The sequence below is a fragment of the Actinocrispum sp. NPDC049592 genome (assembly GCF_040675465.1).
GTDB lineage: Bacteria > Actinomycetota > Actinomycetes > Mycobacteriales > Pseudonocardiaceae > Kibdelosporangium.
This window is the reverse complement of record NZ_JBFAPA010000021.1, coordinates 68,829-90,390: the sequence shown is the minus strand read 5'-3', so window position 1 is coordinate 90,390 and position 21,562 is coordinate 68,829. Positions and strand designations below refer to the sequence as shown.

Sequence of the window (21,562 nt, the reverse complement as noted above, 5' to 3'; positions counted from 1 at the left end):
ACCATGAGGGAGGGCGTTATGACGCGGACAGTGGTCGTGGTCGGCTACGGGATGGTCGGTCACCGCCTGGTTCAGGCACTGTGCGAGCGGGACATCGCCGGGCAGTGGCGGATCGTCGTGCTGGCCGAGGAGGAACGGCACGCCTACGACCGGGTGGCCCTGTCCTCCTATGTGGACACCTGGGACGCGGCAGACCTGACGTTGCCGCACCTGGAGGTCGACCTCAGGCTGGGCGACCCGGCCGTGGCGATCGACCGCTCGGGCCGGACGGTCACCTGCAAGTCCGGCGAGGTCCTGCGGTACGACGCTTTGGTGCTCGCGACCGGTTCGTACCCGTTCGTGCCACCGATTCCGGGCAAGGACCTGCCGGGTTGCTATGTCTACCGGACGATTGACGACCTGGACCAGATCCGGGACGCCGTCCAGAAGGCGAACCGGCCCGGCCGCAAGGCCGGAATGGTGCTGGGCGGCGGTTTGCTCGGCCTGGAGGCGGCCAACGCCCTGCGTGGTATGGGCGTCTCACCGCACGTGGTCGAGATGGCGCCCCGGCTGATGCCGATCCAGGTCGACGAAGGCGGCGCCGGCCTGCTGAAGAATCTGGTGCAGAAGCTGGACCTGACCGTCCACACTGGAGCGTCGGCGTCGGTGATCGAACGGGACGGTGACCGGCTGATCGCCAAGCTCACCAACGGTGTGGAGCTCGACCTCGACGTGGTCGTGTTCTCCGCCGGGATCCGGCCTCGGGACCAGTTGGCCCGCGAGATGGATCTCGAGGTCGGCGCGCGTGGCGGTGTGGTCGTCGACGAAGCCTGCCGGACCTCGGACGAGGCTGTGTATGCGATCGGTGAGTGCGCCTGCATCGACGGCATGGTTTATGGCCTGGTAGCGCCCGGTTACGCGATGGCCGAGGTCGTCGCGGACCGGCTTCTCGGTGGTGCGGCGACCTTCCCGGGCGCGGACACGTCCACCAAGCTGAAGCTGTTGGGCGTGGACGTGGCCAGCTTCGGTGATGCACACGCGGCTACCGAAGGCGCGCTGGAGGTCGTGTTCAACGACGCCGTTGCCGGGACGTACGCGAAGGTTGTCGTCTCCGATGACGCGAAGACGTTGCTGGGCGGCATCTTGGTAGGTGACGCGAGCCAGTACACTCTGCTGCGCCCGATGGTCGGCCGCCAGCTGTCCGCCGATCCGGCCTCGCTCATCGCTCCTGCGGGCGGTGGGGTCGAGCTGGGCGCGTTGCCCGATGATGCTCAGGTTTGTTCGTGTCACGCGGTGACCAAGGCCGCGATCAATGCGGCGATCACCGAGGGTTGCACGGATGTTCCGGCCCTCAAGACATGCACGAAGGCCGGGACCGGATGCGGTTCGTGCATCCCAATGCTCAAGACCCTGCTGTCCGAAGCCGGTGTGGAGCAGTCGAAGGCACTCTGCGAGCACTTCACGCAGAGCCGGGCCGAGGTGTTCGAGATCATCCGGGCCAGTGGCATCCGGACATTCAGCGCGTTGATCGCCAAGTACGGCACGGGTGACGGCTGTGACATCTGCAAGCCCGCCGTGGCCTCTATCCTCGCCTCGCTGGGCAATGGGCACGTGCTGGACGGCGAGCAGGCTTCGTTGCAGGACACCAACGACCACTTCCTGGCGAACCTGCAGCGCAACGGCACATACTCGGTGGTACCGCGCATTCCTGGCGGCGAGATCACGCCCGAGAAGCTGATGGTCATCGCCGAGGTGGCCCGCGACTTCGGGCTGTACACGAAGATCACCGGTGGTCAGCGGATCGACTTGTTCGGTGCCACCGTGGACCAGCTGCCGTTGATCTGGCGGCGGTTGGTGGATGCGGGTATGGAGTCCGGGCACGCCTATGGGAAGGCCTTGCGCACGGTCAAATCGTGCGTCGGAACTACCTGGTGTCGTTATGGCGTGCAGGATTCCGTCGCGTTGGCGATCCAGTTGGAGCTGCGCTACCGTGGGCTTCGGTCGCCGCACAAACTCAAGTCCGCGGTGTCCGGGTGTGCGCGCGAATGCGCGGAGGCCCGCAGCAAGGACTTCGGCGTGATCGCGACCGAGCACGGCTGGAACCTTTACGTGGGCGGCAATGGCGGGTTCAAGCCCCGGCACGCCGACCTGCTCGTGTCCGATGTGGACACCGAGACGCTGGTGCGGCTGATCGACCGGTTCCTGATGTTCTACATCCGGACCGCGGACCGGCTGCAGCGCACGGCCGGCTGGATCGAGGCGATGGAGGGCGGCCTGGACCACCTGCGTGACGTGATCGTCCACGACAGCCTGGGCATCTGCGCGGACCTGGAGGCGGCGATGGAGCGGCACGTCGGGTCCTATGCGGACGAATGGCGTGGCGTGCTGGAGGACCCGGACAAGCTGGCCCGGTTCAGTTCCTTCGTGAACGCGCCGGGCACGCCCGACCCGACGATCTCCTTCCGCGAGGAGCGGGGCCAGCGGGTCCCGGTCCAGCTCGGCATCCCGGAGGTGGCGACCCGATGACCGTTGTGTGCCCGTTGGACCGGCTGCTGCCGTATCGAGGCGTCGCCGCTCTACTGCCGGGTGGTGTGCAGGTGGCCTTGTTCCGCACCGGTGACGGCAACGTCTACGCACTGTCCAATATAGACCCGTACTCGCGGGCCGCCGTGTTGTCCCGTGGGATCGTGGGAGATCGCGGTGGGGTGCCCGTGGCGGTGTCACCGATGCACAAGAACGCCTTCGACCTGCGCACCGGCGTGTGCGTCGACGACCCGGACGTGTCGGTCGAGGTGTTCCCGGTGCGGGTGGACGCCGGCATGGTCCTGGTAGGAGTGCCGTGACCTTGTCGCTCGACGTGGAAGTGCCGCCACTGGCTGGGTTCACAGTCGGGGTGACGGCCGCGCGCCGCGCGGACGAACTGTCGGCATTGCTGGAACGTAAGGGCGCCACCGTGTTGCACGGCCCGGCGATCCGGATCGTGCCGTTGCCCGACGACACCGATCTCCGACAGGCGACTTCTGACCTCATTGGACAGCAGGTCGACTTCGCCGTGGTCACAACGGCCATCGGCTTCCGCGGCTGGGTCGAGGCCGCCGAGGGCTGGGGGATGGGCGAGGACCTGCTGGCCGTGCTTGGCAAAGCCCGGGTGTTCGCGCGTGGTCCCAAGGCGAAGGGTGCCGTTCGGGCGGCCGGGCTCGTGGAGAGCTGGTCGCCTGCCTCGGAAAGCAACTCCGAGGTGCTCGACCACCTGTTGGCGATCGGGGTCTCCGGGCGGCGGGTGGTCGTTCAGCAGCACGGCGAACCGTTGCCGGACTTCGTGTCGGCGTTGCGGGCCGCGGGGGCGGAGGTTGTGGAGGTCTCCGTGTACCGGTGGACCTCTCCGGTGGATCTCGCTCCCCTGGAACGGTTGATCGACGCGGTGCTGGCCGGTGGTGTCGACGCGTTGACGTTCACCAGCGCTCCTGCCGCCGCTAGCGTTCTTGCCACTGCTCGCCGGATGGACCGCTACGACGCTTTGCTGGAAGCGCTGCGGGGGCCTGTTCTTTGCGTCTGTGTCGGGTCGATCACCGCTGGACCGCTTGTCGCCGTTGGCATTCCTGTCGTGCAGCCGGAGCGGTCCCGGATCGGGGCCTTGGCTCGGACTGTCGCGGTCGAGCTTCCCGCGCGGGCCCGGCAGGTGCGGGTGGGGGGCTGCCGGTTGGAGATCCGCGGTCAGGCTGTTGTCGTGGACGGGGTTCTGCGCGGCGTTTCGCCCGCGCCGATGGCCGTTCTCCGTGCCCTGACCGAGGATCCGGGTCGGGTGTTGTCCCGGCCTGACTTGATTGGCGTGCTGCGAAGGCATTCCGGCCGTGACGGCAGCGTCGATGCACACGCCGTCGAGACCGCCATTGGCCGGTTGCGTTCCGCCCTGGGCGATCCCTCCTTGGTCCAGACCGTTGTCAAGCGCGGCTACCGATTGGCGATTCCAGTATGACCCTTGTTCTCGCCGCCCACGGCACTCGCGATCCCCAAGGCAGCGCGGTGATCTACGCGCTCGCCGACAAGATCCGCGCGGTGGTGCCGGACGATGTCGTGGTCGCGTTCGCAGATGTCCGCTCGCCCGGCATCGCCGATGTTCTGTCCACTTTAGACGAGCCAGCCGTCGTGGTCCCCGCTTTCCTCGCTTCGGGCTACCACGTCCGCGTCGACATCCCGACGCAGATCCTCCAGTCCGGCCACACCCAGACGACGTTGACCCGCCCGTTCGGCCCATCGCCGTTGCTCGTCGAAGCCATGCACCAGCGCCTCCTCGAGGCCGGCTGGCAGGGCCAGCCGATCGTCATGGCAGCGGCCGGATCATCAGACCCCCAAGCACTTTCCGACACCCACACGGCCGCCCACCTCCTGTCCCGGCTCACCTCGACCCCGGTCCGCGTCGGCTACATCACCGCCACCCCCCGCGTCGCCGAAATCGTGCGCCCCGGCGACTTCATCGCCTCCTGGCTGCTCGCCCCCGGCCTGTTCCACCAAGCCCTGCGCAAAACCGGCCTCCCCGTATCCGCACCCATTGGCGCACACGAGAACGCGGTCACCCTCCTCGCTCACCGTCACGAACTGGTAACTGTGAACATGTAACAGCGGCCCAGCACCCCTCGATGCTCGTGGGTGATCACGCCAGCACGGCGTGTGTGGGGGTAGGGGGTGGATGTGACCAAGTCTGTCCGTCGTGCGCTGCTCAGCGCCATGCTGGCGGTGGGTTTCCTGGCTCCGGCAGCCGAAGCGCAAGCGGCCCAATGCACCTGGCAGCGCACCGAGCTGCCGGTGCCCAGCCCGTACCGGGACGCGAGTGTCTCCGGAGTGGCCGGCGACTACATCGCCGGTATCGCCAACAGCATGGCGGGATCCAAGTTGGCGTTGTGGCACAAGGGGCAAGCCACGTTGCTGTCCTGGCCCGCCAGCACTGACAACGCCGGCTTCCGGATCGTCGACGTGAACCGCTCCGGGACAGTTCTGGTGCAGAGGTCGACGATCGGGAATGGCAATGAGGCGTATGTCGTCAAAGCCGATGGCACCAGCAAGGTTCTGGGGCATCCCACCGGCCAGGATCCGAACGTCTACGGTATGAACGACAGCGGTGACGTCGTGGGTTACCTGTGGGCCAACGGTTCCACTACGAACGTCGTGTGGCCTGCCTGGGACTACACGCGTTACCGCGTGCTCAAGCCGGCCGCGAGCCCGATAGGCATCGACAACGCCGGCACGGTCGTGTTCTCGAACGGCGAGGTGCAGGGGCCGCCCGGGTTCACATGGAAGGTGCAAGTCCCCGCTGGTGTCACCGAAGTGATGGTCCGCGCCTTCGAGAACAACCGGATCCTGGGCGAGTACTGGCAGAACAACCAGTGGCATGGCGTGGTGTGGAGGGTCAACGGCTCGGTCGACTACGACCTCGATCTCGGCCAGGCCATGACGTTCTCGGTCAACCGGCTCGGCACGGTCGTCGGCGCCGGTCCGTCGTTCGAGATCCGCCTGTGGCGCAACGGGGTGGTGGACCCGAACGTGCCTGCCCCATCGCCAAGCGTCGGTCCGGGAAGGGTGTTCGTGGACAACAACGACGTGATCTACAGCGCCTACTACGACGGCGACTCACAGTTCGCCGGGCAATGGCGTTGTAGCTAGTCGAAAAGGCTCGGTGGGCCGGGGTCTTGCGCGGGTTGCGCCTCGGCCCACCGGTAGGTCTTCATGTCGATCCTGTTGCCGTCGGCCAGCACCCCCTCCGCGCGCAGCAGTTCCAGCTGCTCGTGCTGAAGGTGCGGCGCGGGGGTGCCGTCGGCGCGCAGAACCCGGTGCCACGGCAGGTCATGACCGTCCTCGGCGAGGATCCGGCCGACCAGCCTGGGGGAGGGGGCGCCCGCCATCGCCGCGATATCGCCATAGCTGACAACGCTTCCGGCCGGGACCGCGGCGATCAGCTCCCGGACGCGTTCGTGGATCTGCTCGTCCATCACTTGGTGTCATTCAGGTAGGCCAGCACGGCGAGGACGCGGCGGTTGTCGTCCTCGGACGGTGGCAGCTGGAGTTTGCTGAAGATGTTGTTGGTGTGCTTGCTGACCGCCTTCTCGGTGACGAACAGCCGGCCCGCGATCGCCGCGTTCGACCGGCCTTCCGCCATCAGGCCGAGCACTTCGCGTTCTCGAGGAGTCAGCGAGCCGACGGGCTCGTCACGTTCCCGCCGCGCCAGCAGCTGCGAGATCACCTCAGGGTCCATCGCCGTCCCGCCCGCCGCGACCCGCCGGACCGCGTCGACGAACTGACCCACATCCGACACCCGGTCCTTGAGCAGATATCCAACGCCGCCGCGCTTGTCCGACAGCAACTCCCGCGCGTAGAGCTGTTCGACATACTGCGACAGCACCAACACCGGCAGCCCCGGAACCTGTTCGCGGGCGGAGATCGCCGCACGCAGCCCCTCGTCGGTGAACGTCGGCGGCATCCGGACATCCACCACGGCGACATCCGGCTTGTGCGTCACCAGCGCGTGCAGCAACGCCGGCCCGCTGTCCACGGCTTCGACCACCTCGAAGTCGTGCGCGGTCAGCAACCTGATCAGACCGTCCCGCAGCAACGCGAGATCCTCACCCAGAACAACCCGCACCCGCCGAACCCTACCGGCCGACGAAGTCCGCGATGAGGTCAGCGGTCTCGACCGGACGTTCGTAGTACATCATCGGGCCACAGTCGAGTTCGACGATGTCGACCTGCTTCTGCATGGTCACCCTGCACGCCTGGAGGAACTGGGTGCGCACGTTCCCCGAACGAGCCGCGGTGACCACGAGCGTGGGTGTGTCCGGCGGCGGAAGCTGCGCGGCACGGCACATCTCACTCCACGCCGTCGTGGTCGCCGCGTAGCTGTAGCGGGGCATCCACCGGCCGCTGGTCTGGTAGAAGTTCGTCTCCAGCTCCTCGGCCACATCTCGCAGGCTGACCTCCGGCCACTGCCCGCGCAGCCACTCACCGGCCTGCTCGATCGTGTTGAACACCTGCGGCCACGGCGGCATCCGGTTCAACGCGTCCTGCGGCTCCAGCCCGATCGCCGGATCAAGCAGCACCAACCGGGTGATCCGCTGCGGCGCCAGCCGCGCCAGGTGAATCGCCGCCGCGGCCCCGAAACCATGCCCCACCACCGCGAGCCCGCTGACCTTCTGACTGTCCAGTACGGACAGCAGATCGGCCGCGTGCTGCTCCAACGTCCACGGCGGCAGGTTCGTCGACTCGCCATGCCCCCGCAGATCCGGCGCGACGAGCTTGAGCCCCAGCAGAAACTCCTCCGCCAGCCGCTTCCACCGCCCCCCATGCCCACCAACCCCGTGCACGGCGAGCACCGGCCGCCCATCCCCGGGCCCGAACGCACGCACATGCACAGCAGGAGTCACCCACCCATGATCTCATCCCACATTTCGACCCCGGGCGATCCACGCATATCGCCCGGAAGGGCCTGGCTCCGCCGAGGAACCGCCCCAGGGCCTCGGCGCAACCGGCTTGGTGGGAGGCTCGATTTTGTGTGGGGGCGGTGCACACACGCTCGTTCACGGGGCAGGGCGCCAACCCTGACCGCGGTTTTCGTCCTGCCTGCGCGCCGCAGGGGTCCCCGCACCAAATCGAGCCTCCCACCAAGCAGAACAACCCCACCCCCGGCACGCCGCCGCCATCCCACCGCCGCCATCCCACCGCAGCGCCACCCCAACCCTCACCTCCTCCCTATCCCACCGCCGTCCTATCCCGCCGCAGTCCCATCAGGCCTCCTCCGCATCGCCGCCCCCTCCTCACTGCCCTCCCACCCCCTCCCCATCGCCGTGCCACCCCTCAGCACGCCGATTGGCCCAGCGCCGCAGCCCTTCCACAGGCCTCCCAGCACCCCGGTGTCTCCCTCATCACCCCTCACCCCACCACCTTGACACAATCTAAGACGACCGGTCATATTTATCCCACCCGAGAAAGGACCCCGAGATGAGCAAGATCAAGACGCGGTTCAAGACCATCGACGGCCTCTCCGTCCGCTACGCCGAATCCGACGGCCCCCGATCAGTCGAAGCCCTGCTGACCAGTCCCTGGCCGGAAAGCCTCTACGCCTTCGACGCCGTGTGGGATCACCTCGCCGGACACGCCCACCTGGTCGCGATAGACCTGCCCGGCTTCGGCCACTCCGAGTTGCGCCAGGACCTGCTGACCCCACAGGCGATGGGCGAGTTCTACGTGCGCGTCGCCGACGAGTTCGGTCTCACGAAGCCGCACGTAGTCGCACCCGATGTGGGGACGAGCGCGTCACTCTTCGCAGCCGCACGTCACCCGGAAAGGTTCAGCAGTGTCGTCATCGGCAGCGGCGCGGCCGCCGTCCCGATCAACGTCGAGGGCGTGCTCAGCGACTGGGTGCACGCCACCGATCTGGCGCCGTACCGGGCGTTGGGCCCCAAGGATGTCGTGACGGTCGCGATGGACGCCATCGAGGGCTACGAACTGCCCGACGAGGTCCGTCAGGACTACCTCGCCGCCTACCAGGGCGAGCGGTTCGCCGACCAGATCCCGTATGTCCAGGCGTACCACCAGGATCTGCCCGTCCTCGGCGAACTGCTGCCCGGTATCCGGACCCCGGTCGGGATCATCGCCGGCCGCAAGGACCCGGTCGTCCCGGTGGCCAACGCCGAGTTCCTGGACGAGCGCCTGCCCAACAGCAAGCTGTACGTCATCGACGTGGGCCACTTCGTCTGGGAAGAAGACGCCGCCGGATACGCCCGCTCGGTCCTCGACCTGTGGCAGGCCAGCTGACATCCGTACCGGACGAGGGCGGACGACGCGCCGAACCTGCTGCATTCGGTGTGTCCATTCGCGACTACGCAGCACCTTCGCCGCGCACCCGCCGTCGGCGTGCCAGGCCCGGATGATCGAGGCGTTGCCAGTGGCGCCCGCGCGGGTCGGTTTGTCCGAAACGGACTGCGCGGTGGTACCGGCCGGCGGGCCGCGATCTGACCGGCTGGAGATCAACACCGCAGGTCAGGGGGTGTCTGCGCGGAACTGTCGGTGCCTCATGATTCCATCTGGGTGTGGTGACGAGGTCCGCGCCGCTCCTAGTACGGGCTCCGCTTCACCCTCGAGCGACCCTGAGCTGGGACGACGCGGCGGCCCGGCTGCTCGAGGGGGGTGGCGGGTTTCGTCGTGTCCTCGGTGGGCCGGGGACGGGCAAGACGACGCTGCTCGGCCAGATCGCGGCGGCCAGGATCGCGGGCGGGGCCGATCCGGAGCAGGTCATGGTCCTCACGGCGAACCGGAAGGCGGCGGCGAGCCTGCGGACGTCCATCACCACGCTGCTCACCGACGGCGGGCTGCGGACGGTCCGGGAACCGTTGGTGCGCACGGTCCATTCGTACGCGTACGCCGTGCTGCGGCTGCAGGCGTCGCTGCACGGTGAACCAGGGCCTCGGCTGCTGTCCGGCCCGGAGCAGGACGCGGTCGTGCGCGACCTGCTCGAAGGTGACCTGGACAAGGGCGCTCCGGACTGGCCGACGCGGTTGCGGCCCGCGCTGGCGATCCCGGGGTTCGCGGACGAGCTTCGGGACCTGCTGCTGCGCGCGGCCGAGCGTGGCCTGGGCCCGGACGAGCTGGCCGAGCTGGGCCGGATCCACCGGCGCGACGAATGGGTGGCGGCGGGCGTCTTCGGACGGCAGTACGAAGAGGTCACCATGCTCGCGGGCGCGGCGGACACCGGTGTGGCGCAGGCGAGCGGGCCCGCGCTGGACGCCGCCGAACTGGTCGACAGCGCGCTGGTGGCGTTCGAGACCGACGAGGACCTGCTGGCCGCGGAGCAGGCGCGGGTGCGGTACCTGCTGGTCGACGACACACAGCACCTGGATCCGTTGCAGTACCAGCTGATCAAGGTGCTCGGCGAGAGCGCGGCGGAGTTCGTCATCGCCGGCGACCCGGACCAGACGATCTTCTCGTTCCGTGGCGCGGATCCGCGGCTGCTGCTGGATACGGACCCGGGCAACGAGAACACGATCGTGCTCGGCACCGGGCACCGGATGGCGCCGCAGATCCGGGAGGCGGTCGGGCGGCTCGCCGAGCGGTTGTCCGGCTCGGCGACGCAACGGTGGTTCACCAACAGCGAACAGGTTCCGGACGACGGGAACGTGTTGGTGCGCCTGCACCCGTCCTCGGCCGCGGAGGCGAACTGGGTCGCCGACCAGCTCAGACGGGCGCACCTGATCGACGGCGTGCCGTGGTCGGAGATGGCCGTGGTCGCGCGCTCGGCGACGCGCTCGTTCGCCGTGCTGCACAGGGCATTGGCCGCGGCCGGGGTGCCGGTCGCGATCCCGGCTGACGAGCTGCCGTTGGCGCAACAGCCTGCGGTGCGGCCTTTCCTGGCCTTGCTGCGGTGCGCTTCGGTGCGAGAAGCGTTGGACGCCAACATGGCTGCGCTCCTGCTGTCGTCGCCGTTGGGCGGGGCGGACCCGATGGCGTTGCGGCGCCTGCGAAGAGGGCTGCGGCGGCTGGAGCTGGCCGCGGGTGGCGACCGGTCCAGCGACGAGCTGCTGGTCGAGGCGTTGGACCTGCACGACAAGCTGGTCGCGTTGGAGGACGACGAGGCCGCGCCGCTGCGGCGGGTGGCCGGGCTGCTGGCGGATGCGCGCAAGGCGATCGCGTCCGGCGCGGGCATCGAGCAGGTGCTGTGGGGTCTGTGGCAGGGCAGTGGGCTGGAACGGCGGTGGGTCGCGCAGGCGGAACGCGGCGGAACCGCTGGGGCGCAAGCGGACCGCGACCTCGACGCGATCGTCGCGTTGTTCCACGCGGCGGCCAAGTACGCCGACCGGCTGCCCGGTTCTGGTGTCGCCCGGTTCGCGGACTACCTTGCGGCGCAACAGATCGCGGGCGACAGCCTGGCTGCGCAGGCGCCCATCGGCGAGGCGGTCGAGCTGCTCACCGCGCACGCCGCTGCCGGTCGTGAGTGGACGGTCGTGGCCGTGCCCGGAGTGCAGGAAGGGGCTTGGCCGGACCTGCGGCTGCGGGGGTCGCTGCTGGGCGTCGAGCAGATGGTGGACGTGCTCGCCGGCGTGTACCCGGACGAGAACGTCTCCGCGCACGCGCCGATCCTGGCCGAGGAACGGCGGTTGTTCATGGTCGCGGCGTCGCGGGCGCGGTGGCGGCTGTTCGTGAGCGCGATCCGCGGTGAGGAGGAGCAGCCTTCGCGGTTCCTGGCCGAGCTGTCCGCGTTCGAGGACGAGGAGCTGCCGTTCGTCGCGATGTCCTCGCAGCGGTCGCTCGTGCTCGCGGACCTGGTCGGGGAGCTGCGGCGAGTGGTGTGCGACGGTGAGGAGCCCGCGCCACGCCGTCGGCGGGCGGCTCAACAGCTTGCGCGGCTGGCCGATGCCGGGGTTCCGGGGGCGGATCCGGACTCCTGGTACGGGTTGCCGGAGTTGTCGAGTGTTTCGCCGTTGCGGGAGAAGACCGAGGCCGTCCGAGTCTCACCGTCTACTGTGGACGTTCTGTCGCGGTGTCCGTTGCGGTGGGTGGTCGAACGGCACGGCGGGCAGGACCCGGTCGAGTTGCACGTGGTCACCGGGACCTTGGTGCACGCGTTGGCGCAGGCCGCCGCGGAGGGCGCGGACGAGCGTCAGCTGCGGGCTCAGCTCGATGAGGCGTGGAAGTCGGTGGACGCGGGCGCGCCGTGGTATTCGCGGCGGGAACAGCAGCGGGTACACGCGATGCTCGACACGTTCCTGGCCTGGCTGACCGGCAGCCGCTCGCACCTCAGCCAGGTCGCCATCGAGCACGAGGTCGTCGTCGACCTGCCGCCCGAGGAGGACGGTCCGCCGATCCGGCTGCGCGGCCGGGTCGACCGGCTGGAGGCCGACACCGAGGGACACCCGGTCGTGGTCGACATCAAGAGCGGCAAATCCCCGGTCAGCAAAGAGGATGCCGCCGCCCACCCCCAGCTCGCCGTCTACCAGCTGGCCGCGGCCTACGGCGCCTTCGTCAAACTCGGCCTCGACACCCACAGCGGCGGCGCCCGCCTCGTCTTCGTCGCCAAAAAAGACAAACGCACCGGCGCGGCGGAACGCGTCCAGCCCCCCATCGAGGGGGAAGCTGTAGACGAATGGCTGACCGTCGTGCGCAAGGCAGCCGCCGACAGCATCGGCCCCGACTACGACGCTCGCGAGAACCCGGACTGCCCCCGCTGCCCCGCCAAGACCACCTGCCCGATCCACCCCGCAGGCAGGCAGGTGACGGAGTGACAGATGCGCCCCACTTACCCGTCGCGCGGCGGTTGACACCGCATGCCACACCCCGCGCCGCCCACCCCGGCGACCGATAGCTCCCGGCCGCCAGCCCAAACACGCCCAACCCCACCCCGCCGGGTGCCGATTCCGGGCGCCGCCCGGGTGGTTGGGGTGGCGATGCCGGGCGGCGCCGCCCCACACATCGGGGTAGCGATTCCGGGCACAACTGATCGCCTCGCCGTCGGCAGAGGGACCGCGTCGGGCGCGACCGGCCCCCATCGCCGTAGCTCCGGCCTCCTCCGCTGTGGCTCCGGCCCCCTTCGCCGGGGCTCCGGCCGACTTCAGCGCGGCAGCTGCCTGCGGTGGGGAGGTGTGGGCTCAAGGCCCGGTGGGCGCAGGTTCGGCAGTCCGCTCAGCTGCGGTTACCTGAGCCGTGGTTGCTCCTGCGGCCGGGTTGACCACGGCTGGTTGCCCGGCCCGCACGCTTGGACGGGAAGTTCTCGCGCGAACGCGGACTGTCAATTCGGCTGGCGCACCAGGACCGGGGCGCCCGGGCGCTGCCGGTGTGGCCATCGCCGGTCATCCGGAAGGGACACTTGGGCCGAGGATTTCAGGTGGGCTGGGTATGGCCATTGCCAGTCACCCGGATGGAGCATGCGGGCTCAGGGTTTGGTATGTGCTGGGCGCAGCCATCGCCGGTCGTATGGATGGGGCAGGTGGGCTGAGGGTTTGGGATGTGTGGCGTGTGGCCATTGCTGGTGGTCTGGATGGGGCACTGCGGCCGAGGGATCCAGGTGGGCTGGGTATGGCCATTGCCGGTCATCCGGATCGAGCATATGGGTTCGAGGTTGGGAATGGGCTGGGTGTGGTTGTTGCCGCTCCTCCGGATGGGGCACGCGGGCTGAGGGTTTCGGGTGTGCTCGGTGGGGACGCGGCTGGGTGTCGGGCCGGGGGATCTGGGCGGAGACTTCGGGTGCGGCCGCGACCGGCCTGTCGGGCGAAGGCCAGGTGCGTGGCCGAGTCCGGGGTGGCCAGTCACCCTCGGCTGGCGAGGGCCTGAGGGCTGGTGGGCGCGGGTTTGGTGGTTCGCTCGGTGTTGGTTACCTGGGCGGCGGAGGTGGGCGCGGGTGGCTGCCCGGCTGGGGCACATCGGGTGTGGGGCGGCTCGGTGGGTGTGGGGCGTGGAGTGCTTGTGGGGTGGGGTTGGGGGAGGTCACAGGGGGTGTGGGTGGCTTTGAGTTGTTTCCGGGGCTGGATCCGTATGAGATGGCTCCGACATGAGTGTGATGAGCCCGAGGCAGCTGGCCCTGGCGCTGGGGTTGCCGCCGCCGACCGACGAGCAGGCGACCGTGATCGCGGCGCCGGCGGAGCCCGCCCTGGTGGTGGCCGGGGCGGGGGCCGGCAAGACCGAGACGATGGCCGGGCGGGTCGTGTGGTTGGTGGCCAACGGGTTTGTGGTGCCGGAGCGGGTTCTTGGGCTGACGTTCACGCGGAAGGCGGCCCGGCAGCTCGCCGATCGGGTGCGGGCGAGGTTGCGGCGGTTGGTGGGGTCGGGTGTTCTCGACCGGCTGGATCCCAGTGGGGAACGCAAGGCCGCGGTCATCACCGGTGAACCGACGATCCTGACCTACCACGCGTACGCGGGGCGGTTGGTCGGCGAGCATGGGTTGCGGCTGCCGGTCGAGCCCGCGTCGAGGATCCTGACCGAGACCAGCGCCTGGCAGCTCGCGCACCGCCTGGTGTCGACGTGGACGCAGGACCTGGACACCGACCGGGTCCCGGCGACGATCACCCGCTACCTGCTCGACCTCGCCGGTGAGCTGGGCGAACACCTTGTGGATGTGGACAAGCTGGCCGAGCACACCGAGGCGCTCTGCCAGCTGATCGAGAACGCGCCCCGAGGCCCCCGGCAGGCCGCGGAACCGTCCCAGAAACTCAAGGAGATCATCGTCGCGCAACGGTTCCGCGTGGCCCTGCTGCCGATGGTGAAGGCCTACGCGGACCGCAAACGCCGGGACGGCGTGCTGGACTTCGCCGATCAGATGGCGATGGCCGCGCGCCTGGCCCGCGACCACCCGGAGGTCATGCAGGGCGAACGCCAGCGCTACGGCGCGGTCCTGCTCGACGAGTACCAGGACACCGGGCACGCCCAGCGCGTACTGCTGCGGTCGTTGTTCGGGCGGGAAAACCCCATGACTGTCACCGCTGTGGGTGACCCGGCGCAGGCCATCTACGGCTGGCGCGGCGCCTCGGCGGCCAACCTGCCGCGGTTCACCACGGACTTCCCCAAGGAAGGCCTGCAGCCCGCGACCAAGTACGGCCTGCTCACCAGCTTCCGCAACCCACCCGAAGTCCTCGAACTGGCCAACGCGATCTCCGCGCCGCTGCGGGCAAGCGGCCTGGAGGTCGACGAACTGCGCGCGAAAGAAGAGGCACAGCCCGGGGACGTGCACTGCGCGTTGCTCTATGACATCCAGGCCGAGCTCGAGTGGATGGCGGACGCGGTGGCCAGCCGGTGGCTGTCCGCGGTGGAGAACAACGGAAAGCCGCCCACCGCAGCGGTTCTGGTGCGGCGGCGGTCCGACATGGCCGACATCGCCACCGCGCTGCGTGCCAAGGGCCTGCCGGTGGAGGTCGTCGGTCTGGGCGGCCTGCTCGACGAACCCGAAGTCCGCGACCTGGTCAGCACGCTGCGAGTGCTGGTCGACCCGCTCGCCGGAACGGCCGCGACCCGCCTGCTGACCGGCTCCCGGTGGCGCGTCTCCGCGGCGGACCTGGCCGCATTGTGGCGCAGGGCAACGGAACTGGCCGGCCTGCATGCCTCCGACATCACGGATCCCTTGCTGGGCGCGGTTCCCGGCGAGCGCGCCGAACAAGCCGGCCTGGTGGACGCGCTCGACGACCCCGGCGACCCGAAGCGCTACTCCACCGACGGCTACAACCGCATCCGCGCCCTCGGCGGCGAGCTGACCCAGCTCCGGCGCCGCCTTGACCAGTCGCTGCCCGAGCTGGTCGCGGATGTGGAACGCACGATGCAGCTGGACATCGAGGCGTCCGCGCGCCCCGGGCCGATCGCGCGCGTACACCTCGACGCGTTCGCCGACGTCGTCTCCGACTACGCCGCGCACAGCCCGCAGGCCCAGCTGATGTCGTTCCTGGACTACCTGACCGCGGCCGAAGACGCCGAGGACGGCCTGGAACCCGGCGAGGTCGAAGTCGCCGAGGACCGCGTCCAGGTGCTCACCGTGCACTCCGCGAAGGGCCTGGAGTGGCAGGTCGTCGCGGTCCCGCACGTGGTCAACGACGTGTTCCCGACCCGGCGCCGCGGCTCGAGCTGGCTGCGATCGGTCACCGAACTGCCCGCGGCCCTGCGCGGTGACGCCCAGGACCTGCCCGACCTGCGGGTCTCCGCGGACATGAACCGCAAGGAGGTCGAGGAGGCGCTCGCCGAGCACTCCGAGGGCTTCGGCGAACGTGCGCTCACCGAGGAACGCCGCCTGTTCTACGTGGCGCTCACCCGGTCCGAGCACACCCTGCTGGTCTCCGGCCACTGGTGGGGCCGGACCGGCGCGAAACCCAAGGGCCCGTCGGATTTCCTCGCCGAACTGCCCGAAGTGGACAAGTCCATTGTGGACACATGGGCGCCGGCGCCGGCGGAGGACGAGGAGAACCCGATCGCGAACAGCGCCCGGGTCGCGCGCTGGCCGGTCGACCCGCTGGGCAAGCGCCGCCAGGACGTCCTCGACGGCGCCGACCAGGTCAAGGCCGAGATGGCCCGGCTGCGGCGCGGCAAGCCCAGCCCGCAGGACCAGATGCTGCTGCCGCTGGAAGAGGAGGATCCGGACGGCTGGATCCGCGACACCGACGTGCTGCTGGCCGAACGTGCTGCGGCGCATGGGAAACGCGAGAAAGTCGCGCTGCCGCCGCAACTCTCGGTGAGTCAGCTGGTCGAACTGGCCGCCGACCCGGAGGCGTTGGCCCGCAGGCTGCGCCGCCCGCTGCCGTTCCCGCCGAACCCGGTGGCACGTCGGGGAACCGCGTTCCACGCCTGGCTGGAACGCCGGTTCGGCTCGGGACGGCTGCTGGACCTCGACGAGCTCCCGGGCGCGGCCGACGACGGCGCCAAGATCGACGACGAGCTGGACGCGTTGCAGGCGGCGTTCCTGGCCAGCTCGTGGGCGGACCGCATGCCGCACGAGGTCGAGGTGCCGTTCACGTTCGATGTGGACGGAATGTCCGTCCGTGGCCGGATGGACGCGGTGTACTCCGATTCGGACGGTGGCTGGACGGTCGTCGACTGGAAGACCGGCCGCGTCCCGGACGACGACCATCTGCCCGCGTTGTCCGTGCAGCTGGCCGCGTACCGCCTTGCGTGGGCGCAACTTTCCGGCGTCACCGTTGAGAACGTGCGGGCGGCGTTCCACTATGTACGCGAAGATTTCACCTTGCGGCCAGCGGATCTGCTCGACGCCGACGGGTTGCGGGCTTTGGTCCGGTCCGTTCCGGATTAGGCGTTGTCGCGGACCCGCAGCGCCCACGCCACGAGCGGCCACTGCAACGGCAACCGGGCGTACGCGATCAGCCGCTGGGGCAATGGTTTGCGCCGGTAGTCGATGGCCATTTTCACGTTGCCCGGGAACACCGCCACGAACAGCAGGGCCGCGAGCAGCCCGCCGAACCTGCGGGTCTTCGGGATCGTGAGCAGCAGCGCCACGCCCAGTTCGCCCACCCCGGACACGTGTGTCCACATGCGCGCCGAGCCGGGCAGCTCCCGCGGAATCAGCCGGTCGTAGGGCTTGGGCACGAGGAAGTGCAAGGTACCGGAGGTGCCGAGGAGCAGAGCCAGGGCGATGGCGCGCCGGGATTCGGTCATGACCCAGACCCTACTCATCGGTAGCCCATGTACACACCGCGACGATCCAGGCTCCCGCTAGTCTGCGCGCGACGGCGAAGGACTGGGGAGCGACCATGATCAGGCGGCACCACGCGTCCGACCGGCTCACCGACCGGCCGGACCACTCGCTCGTCGGCGTCATCCGGATCCCGGAGAACCGCACCAGCCCGATCACGGCGATCGTCCGCCGGGTGGTGCTCGCGGTTCTGCTGCTCGCCGCCGCCGTCGTGATCGTCTACGCGGACCGCGGGGGTTACCGGGACGCCAACGGCGATGGAGTGTCGTTTCTGGACGCCGTCTACTACGCGACGGTGTCGCTCTCCACGACCGGGTACGGCGACATCACCCCGTTCAGCGACTCCGCGCGGCTGGTCAACATTTTGGTGATCACGCCGTTGCGCATCCTGTTCCTGATCGTCCTGGTCGGCACCACCCTCGCGGTGCTCACCGAACGGTCCCGGCAGGCATTCAAGATCCAACGTTGGAGGACGAAGGTGCGCGACCACGTGGTCGTCGTCGGGTTCGGCACGAAGGGCCGCTCCGCGGTGAGCGCCGTGCTGACCGAGGGCGTGAAGCCGGGCCAGATCGTCATCGTGGACACCGACCAGAACGCGTTGGAGTCGGCGTCCGCGCTCGGCCTGGTCACCGTGCACGGGTCGGGTACGCGCAACGACGTGCTGCGGGTCGCCGGGGTCGACCGGGCGCGCGCGGTGGTCGTCGCGGCGAACCGGGACGACTCGGCCGTGCTGATCACGCTGACCGCCCGTGAGCTGGCGCCCAAGGTCAAGATCGTCTCGGCGGTGCGCGAGGCGGAGAACGTGCACCTGCTGCGCCAGTCCGGCGCGGACACCGTGGTGGTGTCCAGCGAGACCGCCGGGCGGATGCTCGGCATGGCCACCCACGCACCGGCGGTCGTGGAGATGATCGAGGACCTGACCACCCCCGAGACCGGCCTCGCGATCGCCGAACGGGACGTCGAACCGGGCGAGATCGGCGGTTCGCCGCGGCACCTCCCGGACATCGTCCTTGGCGTGGTCCGCAACGAACGGCTCTACCGGGTGGACGCCGAGGAGGCGGACGCGATCGAGCCCGGCGACCGCCTGCTGTACGTCCGGAAGGTCACTCCACCAGGGGAGCAGTGACGCCCAGCCACGGCTTCTGACACGATCGGTGGGTGGAGGTGCGCCCGAACGCGGTTCGGCTGGGCATTGTCGTCGTACTCGGAGTGGTGTTCACCCTGACGCTCTGGCTGGTGGCGCCCGGGTTGTTCGGCCTGTCCGAGGCTCCGGCGACCACCCAGGTCAGCGCCACCGTGACCAAGGGCGCCGGGTGCGGGGCATCGGACGGGGAGATCGTCACCTTCAAGCAGGACGGCCAGGAGCACCAGGCCAAGTTCGACGCGTGCGGGCACCGCGACGGCGAACCGGTGTCGGTGAGCGTCCCGGCCGGTGACCTCGGGCCGGACCTGGTCGTGCACGCCGCCGAGGCGGCCACCGGCGACAACGGCTTCAACCGCGCGCTGGCGTTCTTACTCTTCCTGGCCAGCAGCCTGGCCGGCGGCGCGTTCATCCACCTCTGGCTCAACGTCATCCCGCGCAGTCCCACACCCGCCCGCCCCGCGTCCCGCATCCTCCCGGGCATCCCCACCCTCTCGAGCATCCTCAACCGCCGAACCAAAAAACAGCCCGATGCCCACCCCAGCCCTCCCGATCCCTCCCTGACGGACATCCCGTCGCTCGCGGCCCTCTCACTCCCGGACATCGAGCCGGTCGCGCCGCCCACCTCAGTCGGCGGCACTGCCACGGGAGTCCTGCCCGTCGCCCCCAGCACGGTGATCCATTCAGCCGGATCGGGGGAGGAGGCCACGAGCAAAGTCCTGCCGGTCGCCGAACCGTCGTGGACGGCGACCAGTGCAGCGATCCACCCGGTGTCGGACGCGTCCCGCACCGCGATCACCCCAGTGACGGAGGCCCCCGGTGGGGCGGGCTCCGATGCTTCCCGCACGGCGATCACGCCGGTGTCGGATGCCTCCCGGACGGGAGGCCCCGATGCCTTCCGGACTGCGATCACCCCGGTGTCGGGCGCCTCCGGTGGGGCGGGCTCCGATGCTTCCCGCACGGCGATCACGCCGGTGTCGAGAGCCTCCCGGGTGACAGGCTCCGACCTCTCCAAGACGGCGATCACTCCGGTGGCCGAGTCGTGGGGCGACGGGTCTCGGGCGGCGGTTCCGGCCGGTTCCGATGCGTCTCGGACGGCGATCACTCCGGTGGCCGACGGCTCCCGAGTGGGGGGCTCTGATGCGTCGCGGACTGAGATCCATCCGGTGGCGCGGCCGGTGTCCGAGCTGTCCAGTACCGAGATCCACCCAGTGCGGCCGTTGCGTGACGAATGATCGATCGCCGCGCGAGGATGGTGGCATGCGACTGGAATTCGAGACGTTCGGGGACTCGCGGGACCCCGCGCTGGTGCTGATCATGGGGCTGGGTGCGCAGCTGATCGACTGGCAGGTGGAGTTCTGCGAGGGGCTCGTCGCGGAGGGGTTCCACGTGGTCCGGTTCGACAACCGGGATGTGGGGTTGTCCGACGGCTCGGAGGCGCCGTATGTGTTGGCGGACATGGCGGCCGACACTGTGGGGTTGCTGGACCGGTTGGGGATCGAGCGGGCGCATGTCGTCGGGGTGTCGATGGGCGGGATGATCGCGCAGCAGCTCGTGATCGACCATCCGGGGCGCGTTCTGTCGCTGTGCTCGATCATGTCGACCACCGGGGACCGGTCGGTCGGCCGGGGCACGCCCGAGGCCTTGGCCGCGCTCACCCGCCCGGCGGCCACCAGCCGCGAGCAGTTCATCGAGGGCGCGGTCCGGGCCGCCGGAATCACCGGCTCGCCCGGGTTCGAGACCCCGGTGGCCGAACTGGAGGAGCGCGCGGCCCGGAAGTACGACCGCGCCTACCGGCCCGAAGGCACGCAACGCCAGCTGCAGGCGGTCCTTGCCTCGCCCGACCGCACTGAAGGCCTGCGCAATGTCACCGTGCCCGCGCTCGTCATCCACGGCGAGGACGACCCGCTCGTCGGAGTCAGCGGCGGCCGCGCGACCGCCGAAGCCATCCCCGGCGCCGAACTGATGGTCATCCCCGGCATGGGCCACGACCTCCCGCGCGCACTCTGGCCCCACGTCATCGAAGCCATCACCGCGAACGCCCGCCGGGAAACGTCCAAAGTGGACTAGCTGACGCTGTTCGGCGGCGCCAGGTAGGTGTTGCACTGGAAGGTGCGGTTCTTGGTGTAGCCCTGTTCCTGCCAGGCGCCGAAGTTCTTCTTCTGGCCGTGGTCGCGGCGGCCGTCCTTCGCGTTCTCGTCGCCGCGGTCATAGCCGTCCTTGAGCATCTCGCGGACGATGTTGTCGTCGATGGACCCCTTGCCGTTCCACGCCCCGGCGAACCACATCCCGCCGAAGCACTGCGCCTGCAGCTCAACCCGGCGCGAGATCTCCAAGCCCTGCGCGGAATCCGGCCCCGCGTCGTACTCCGCTTGATGTGCCGCGCGCAGGGACCCGCTCAACGCCTGGATGTGGTGGCCGAACTCGTGCGCGAACAGGGCCAGGTAGCTGCCCGGGTGTGCACCGACGTACTCGGTGTGCAGGCCGGCGAAGGGGATGTACAACGTGGAGTCGCTGGAACAGTAGAACGCGGGCGCGTCGGCGTCGGTGACCGTGCCGCACGCACTGCTCCAGTTCTTGCCCGACGGGAACGCCAGATTCGGCCGTGCGTAAGGCAAGTTGGCGCGCTGCAGCACCGGAACCCACTCGGCCTCGAAACACGGTAGCGCCGCGGTGAAGAAAGCCTTGGCCGACGCGGGATCACTCTTCCACCGCGGCAGGTTGCAGGTGTACGTGTTGGTCCCGTTCTGACCGGCGAACAACGGGTTGTCACTGGTCCGGTACACCGGTTGCGGGCCACGAGGAGTCGTCTGAGTAGTTGTCGTTGTCCGCGACGAGGACGACGAAGATGACGTGCTGCTGCTGGTGGTTGTAGTGGTCGTCGTCGTGGTCGTGCTGGTAGACGACGAGGTTGTGAACGGTGCGGAAGCCGGTGGTGTGTAGCTGGTGTAGCCGGAGTCGGCGACGCTCGTGCTGTGCTTTTTGCTTGTCAGCGCAAGATAAGCGATCAAACCGCCGACGAGGGCCAGCACGCTCACCAGACTGACGGTCACGATCACACCGGTGCGCTGCTTCGGACGGCGCGGCGGCGGGACCGGATGCCACGCGGGCAACGCGGGCGGCGGCATCGTCATGTTCGGTGGCGGTGGCAGGTACGGCATCGCCACCGGCGGGGGTGCGACCGGCCGCGGCGGCGGGTAACCAGGCGGCATCGGACCTGGTCCGTACGGCGGTCGAGTCATTGTTCTCCCCCAATTTCTCCAGACGGTCGGTGAGCATAGGGC

General features: G+C 69.4%; 17 protein-coding genes. 11 read left to right on the top strand and 6 right to left on the bottom strand.

Annotated features, from left to right (window positions below; all coding sequences use genetic code 11):
* The first annotated feature begins 18 nt into the window (after window positions 1-18).
* The 5 genes from nirB to AB0J95_RS40615 all read left to right on the top strand — a co-directional run bounded on the left by nirB (window position 19) and on the right by AB0J95_RS40615 (window position 5,637).
* Window positions 19-2,505, top strand: coding sequence for a nitrite reductase large subunit NirB (gene nirB, locus AB0J95_RS40635; protein WP_364770363.1), 2,487 nt, complete (start codon window positions 19-21; stop codon window positions 2,503-2,505).
* On the top strand, window positions 2,502-2,822 hold the full coding sequence (nirD, locus tag AB0J95_RS40630) for a nitrite reductase small subunit NirD (RefSeq protein ID WP_364770361.1): 321 nt from the start codon (window positions 2,502-2,504) through the stop codon (window positions 2,820-2,822). The genes nirB and nirD overlap by 4 nt, the downstream gene beginning before the upstream one ends.
* Complete coding sequence (locus AB0J95_RS40625) at window positions 2,819-3,955, top strand: uroporphyrinogen-III synthase (RefSeq protein WP_364770359.1); 1,137 nt, start codon at window positions 2,819-2,821, stop codon at window positions 3,953-3,955. Before nirD ends, AB0J95_RS40625 begins: the two co-directional genes overlap by 4 nt.
* On the top strand, window positions 3,952-4,596 hold the full coding sequence (locus tag AB0J95_RS40620) for a CbiX/SirB N-terminal domain-containing protein (protein ID WP_364770357.1): 645 nt from the start codon (window positions 3,952-3,954) through the stop codon (window positions 4,594-4,596). The genes AB0J95_RS40625 and AB0J95_RS40620 overlap by 4 nt, the downstream gene beginning before the upstream one ends.
* Window positions 4,597-4,668: 72 nt before the next feature.
* Window positions 4,669-5,637, top strand: coding sequence for a hypothetical protein (locus AB0J95_RS40615; RefSeq protein ID WP_364770355.1), 969 nt, complete (start codon window positions 4,669-4,671; stop codon window positions 5,635-5,637).
* Here AB0J95_RS40615 and AB0J95_RS40610 read toward each other — a convergent pair.
* Genes AB0J95_RS40610 through AB0J95_RS40600 form a run of 3 tightly spaced genes read right to left on the bottom strand, consistent with a single transcriptional unit; the run spans window position 5,634 to window position 7,391 of the window.
* Complete coding sequence (locus AB0J95_RS40610; protein WP_364770353.1) at window positions 5,634-5,963, bottom strand: MGMT family protein; 330 nt, start codon at window positions 5,961-5,963, stop codon at window positions 5,634-5,636. The genes AB0J95_RS40615 and AB0J95_RS40610 overlap by 4 nt on opposite strands.
* Window positions 5,963-6,613 carry a response regulator transcription factor gene (locus AB0J95_RS40605; protein ID WP_364770351.1) on the bottom strand — a complete coding sequence of 217 codons (651 nt, stop codon included), beginning with the start codon at window positions 6,611-6,613 and terminating at the stop codon, window positions 5,963-5,965. The genes AB0J95_RS40610 and AB0J95_RS40605 overlap by 1 nt, the downstream gene beginning before the upstream one ends.
* A 10-nt stretch (window positions 6,614-6,623) precedes the next feature.
* The gene (locus AB0J95_RS40600; RefSeq protein WP_364770350.1) at window positions 6,624-7,391 is read right to left on the bottom strand and encodes an alpha/beta hydrolase; all 768 of its coding nucleotides are present in this window, start codon (window positions 7,389-7,391) and stop codon (window positions 6,624-6,626) included.
* A gap of 574 nt (window positions 7,392-7,965) precedes the next feature.
* On the opposite strand from AB0J95_RS40600, the gene AB0J95_RS40595 reads away from it, so the two are divergent.
* From AB0J95_RS40595 to AB0J95_RS40585, 3 genes are all read left to right on the top strand, one after another.
* Window positions 7,966-8,781, top strand: coding sequence for an alpha/beta hydrolase (locus AB0J95_RS40595; protein WP_364770348.1), 816 nt, complete (start codon window positions 7,966-7,968; stop codon window positions 8,779-8,781).
* A gap of 332 nt (window positions 8,782-9,113) precedes the next feature.
* Window positions 9,114-12,242, top strand: coding sequence for an ATP-dependent DNA helicase (locus AB0J95_RS40590; RefSeq protein WP_364770687.1), 3,129 nt, complete (start codon window positions 9,114-9,116; stop codon window positions 12,240-12,242).
* 1,262 nt (window positions 12,243-13,504) lie between these two features.
* Complete coding sequence (locus tag AB0J95_RS40585; protein WP_364770346.1) at window positions 13,505-16,738, top strand: ATP-dependent DNA helicase; 3,234 nt, start codon at window positions 13,505-13,507, stop codon at window positions 16,736-16,738.
* Here AB0J95_RS40585 and AB0J95_RS40580 read toward each other — a convergent pair.
* The gene (locus tag AB0J95_RS40580; protein ID WP_364770344.1) at window positions 16,735-17,100 is read right to left on the bottom strand and encodes a hypothetical protein; all 366 of its coding nucleotides are present in this window, start codon (window positions 17,098-17,100) and stop codon (window positions 16,735-16,737) included. The two genes, AB0J95_RS40585 and AB0J95_RS40580, sit on opposite strands and share 4 nt — an antisense overlap.
* Before the next feature lie 95 nt (window positions 17,101-17,195).
* Between AB0J95_RS40580 and AB0J95_RS40575 the strand changes: the two genes are divergently transcribed.
* From AB0J95_RS40575 to AB0J95_RS40565, 3 genes are read left to right on the top strand one after another with little or no spacing between them, the layout of a single operon-like run.
* The gene (locus tag AB0J95_RS40575) at window positions 17,196-18,263 is read left to right on the top strand and encodes a potassium channel family protein (RefSeq protein WP_364770342.1); all 1,068 of its coding nucleotides are present in this window, start codon (window positions 17,196-17,198) and stop codon (window positions 18,261-18,263) included.
* A 32-nt stretch (window positions 18,264-18,295) separates the two neighbouring features.
* Entirely contained in the window at window positions 18,296-19,513 is a 1,218-nt protein-coding gene (locus AB0J95_RS40570; RefSeq protein ID WP_364770341.1) for a hypothetical protein, read from the top strand.
* A 25-nt stretch (window positions 19,514-19,538) separates the two neighbouring features.
* Window positions 19,539-20,348 (top strand): alpha/beta hydrolase, encoded by an 810-nt coding sequence (locus AB0J95_RS40565; protein WP_364770340.1) that lies wholly within the window; start codon window positions 19,539-19,541, stop codon window positions 20,346-20,348.
* Here the strand turns inward: AB0J95_RS40565 and AB0J95_RS40560 are convergent.
* Both AB0J95_RS40560 and AB0J95_RS40555 read right to left on the bottom strand, forming a co-directional pair.
* Window positions 20,345-21,064 (bottom strand): neutral zinc metallopeptidase, encoded by a 720-nt coding sequence (locus tag AB0J95_RS40560; RefSeq protein WP_364770339.1) that lies wholly within the window; start codon window positions 21,062-21,064, stop codon window positions 20,345-20,347. The two genes, AB0J95_RS40565 and AB0J95_RS40560, sit on opposite strands and share 4 nt — an antisense overlap.
* On the bottom strand, window positions 21,048-21,557 hold the full coding sequence (locus AB0J95_RS40555; protein WP_364770337.1) for a hypothetical protein: 510 nt from the start codon (window positions 21,555-21,557) through the stop codon (window positions 21,048-21,050). Before AB0J95_RS40555 ends, AB0J95_RS40560 begins: the two co-directional genes overlap by 17 nt.
* Window positions 21,558-21,562: the final 5 nt, after the last annotated feature.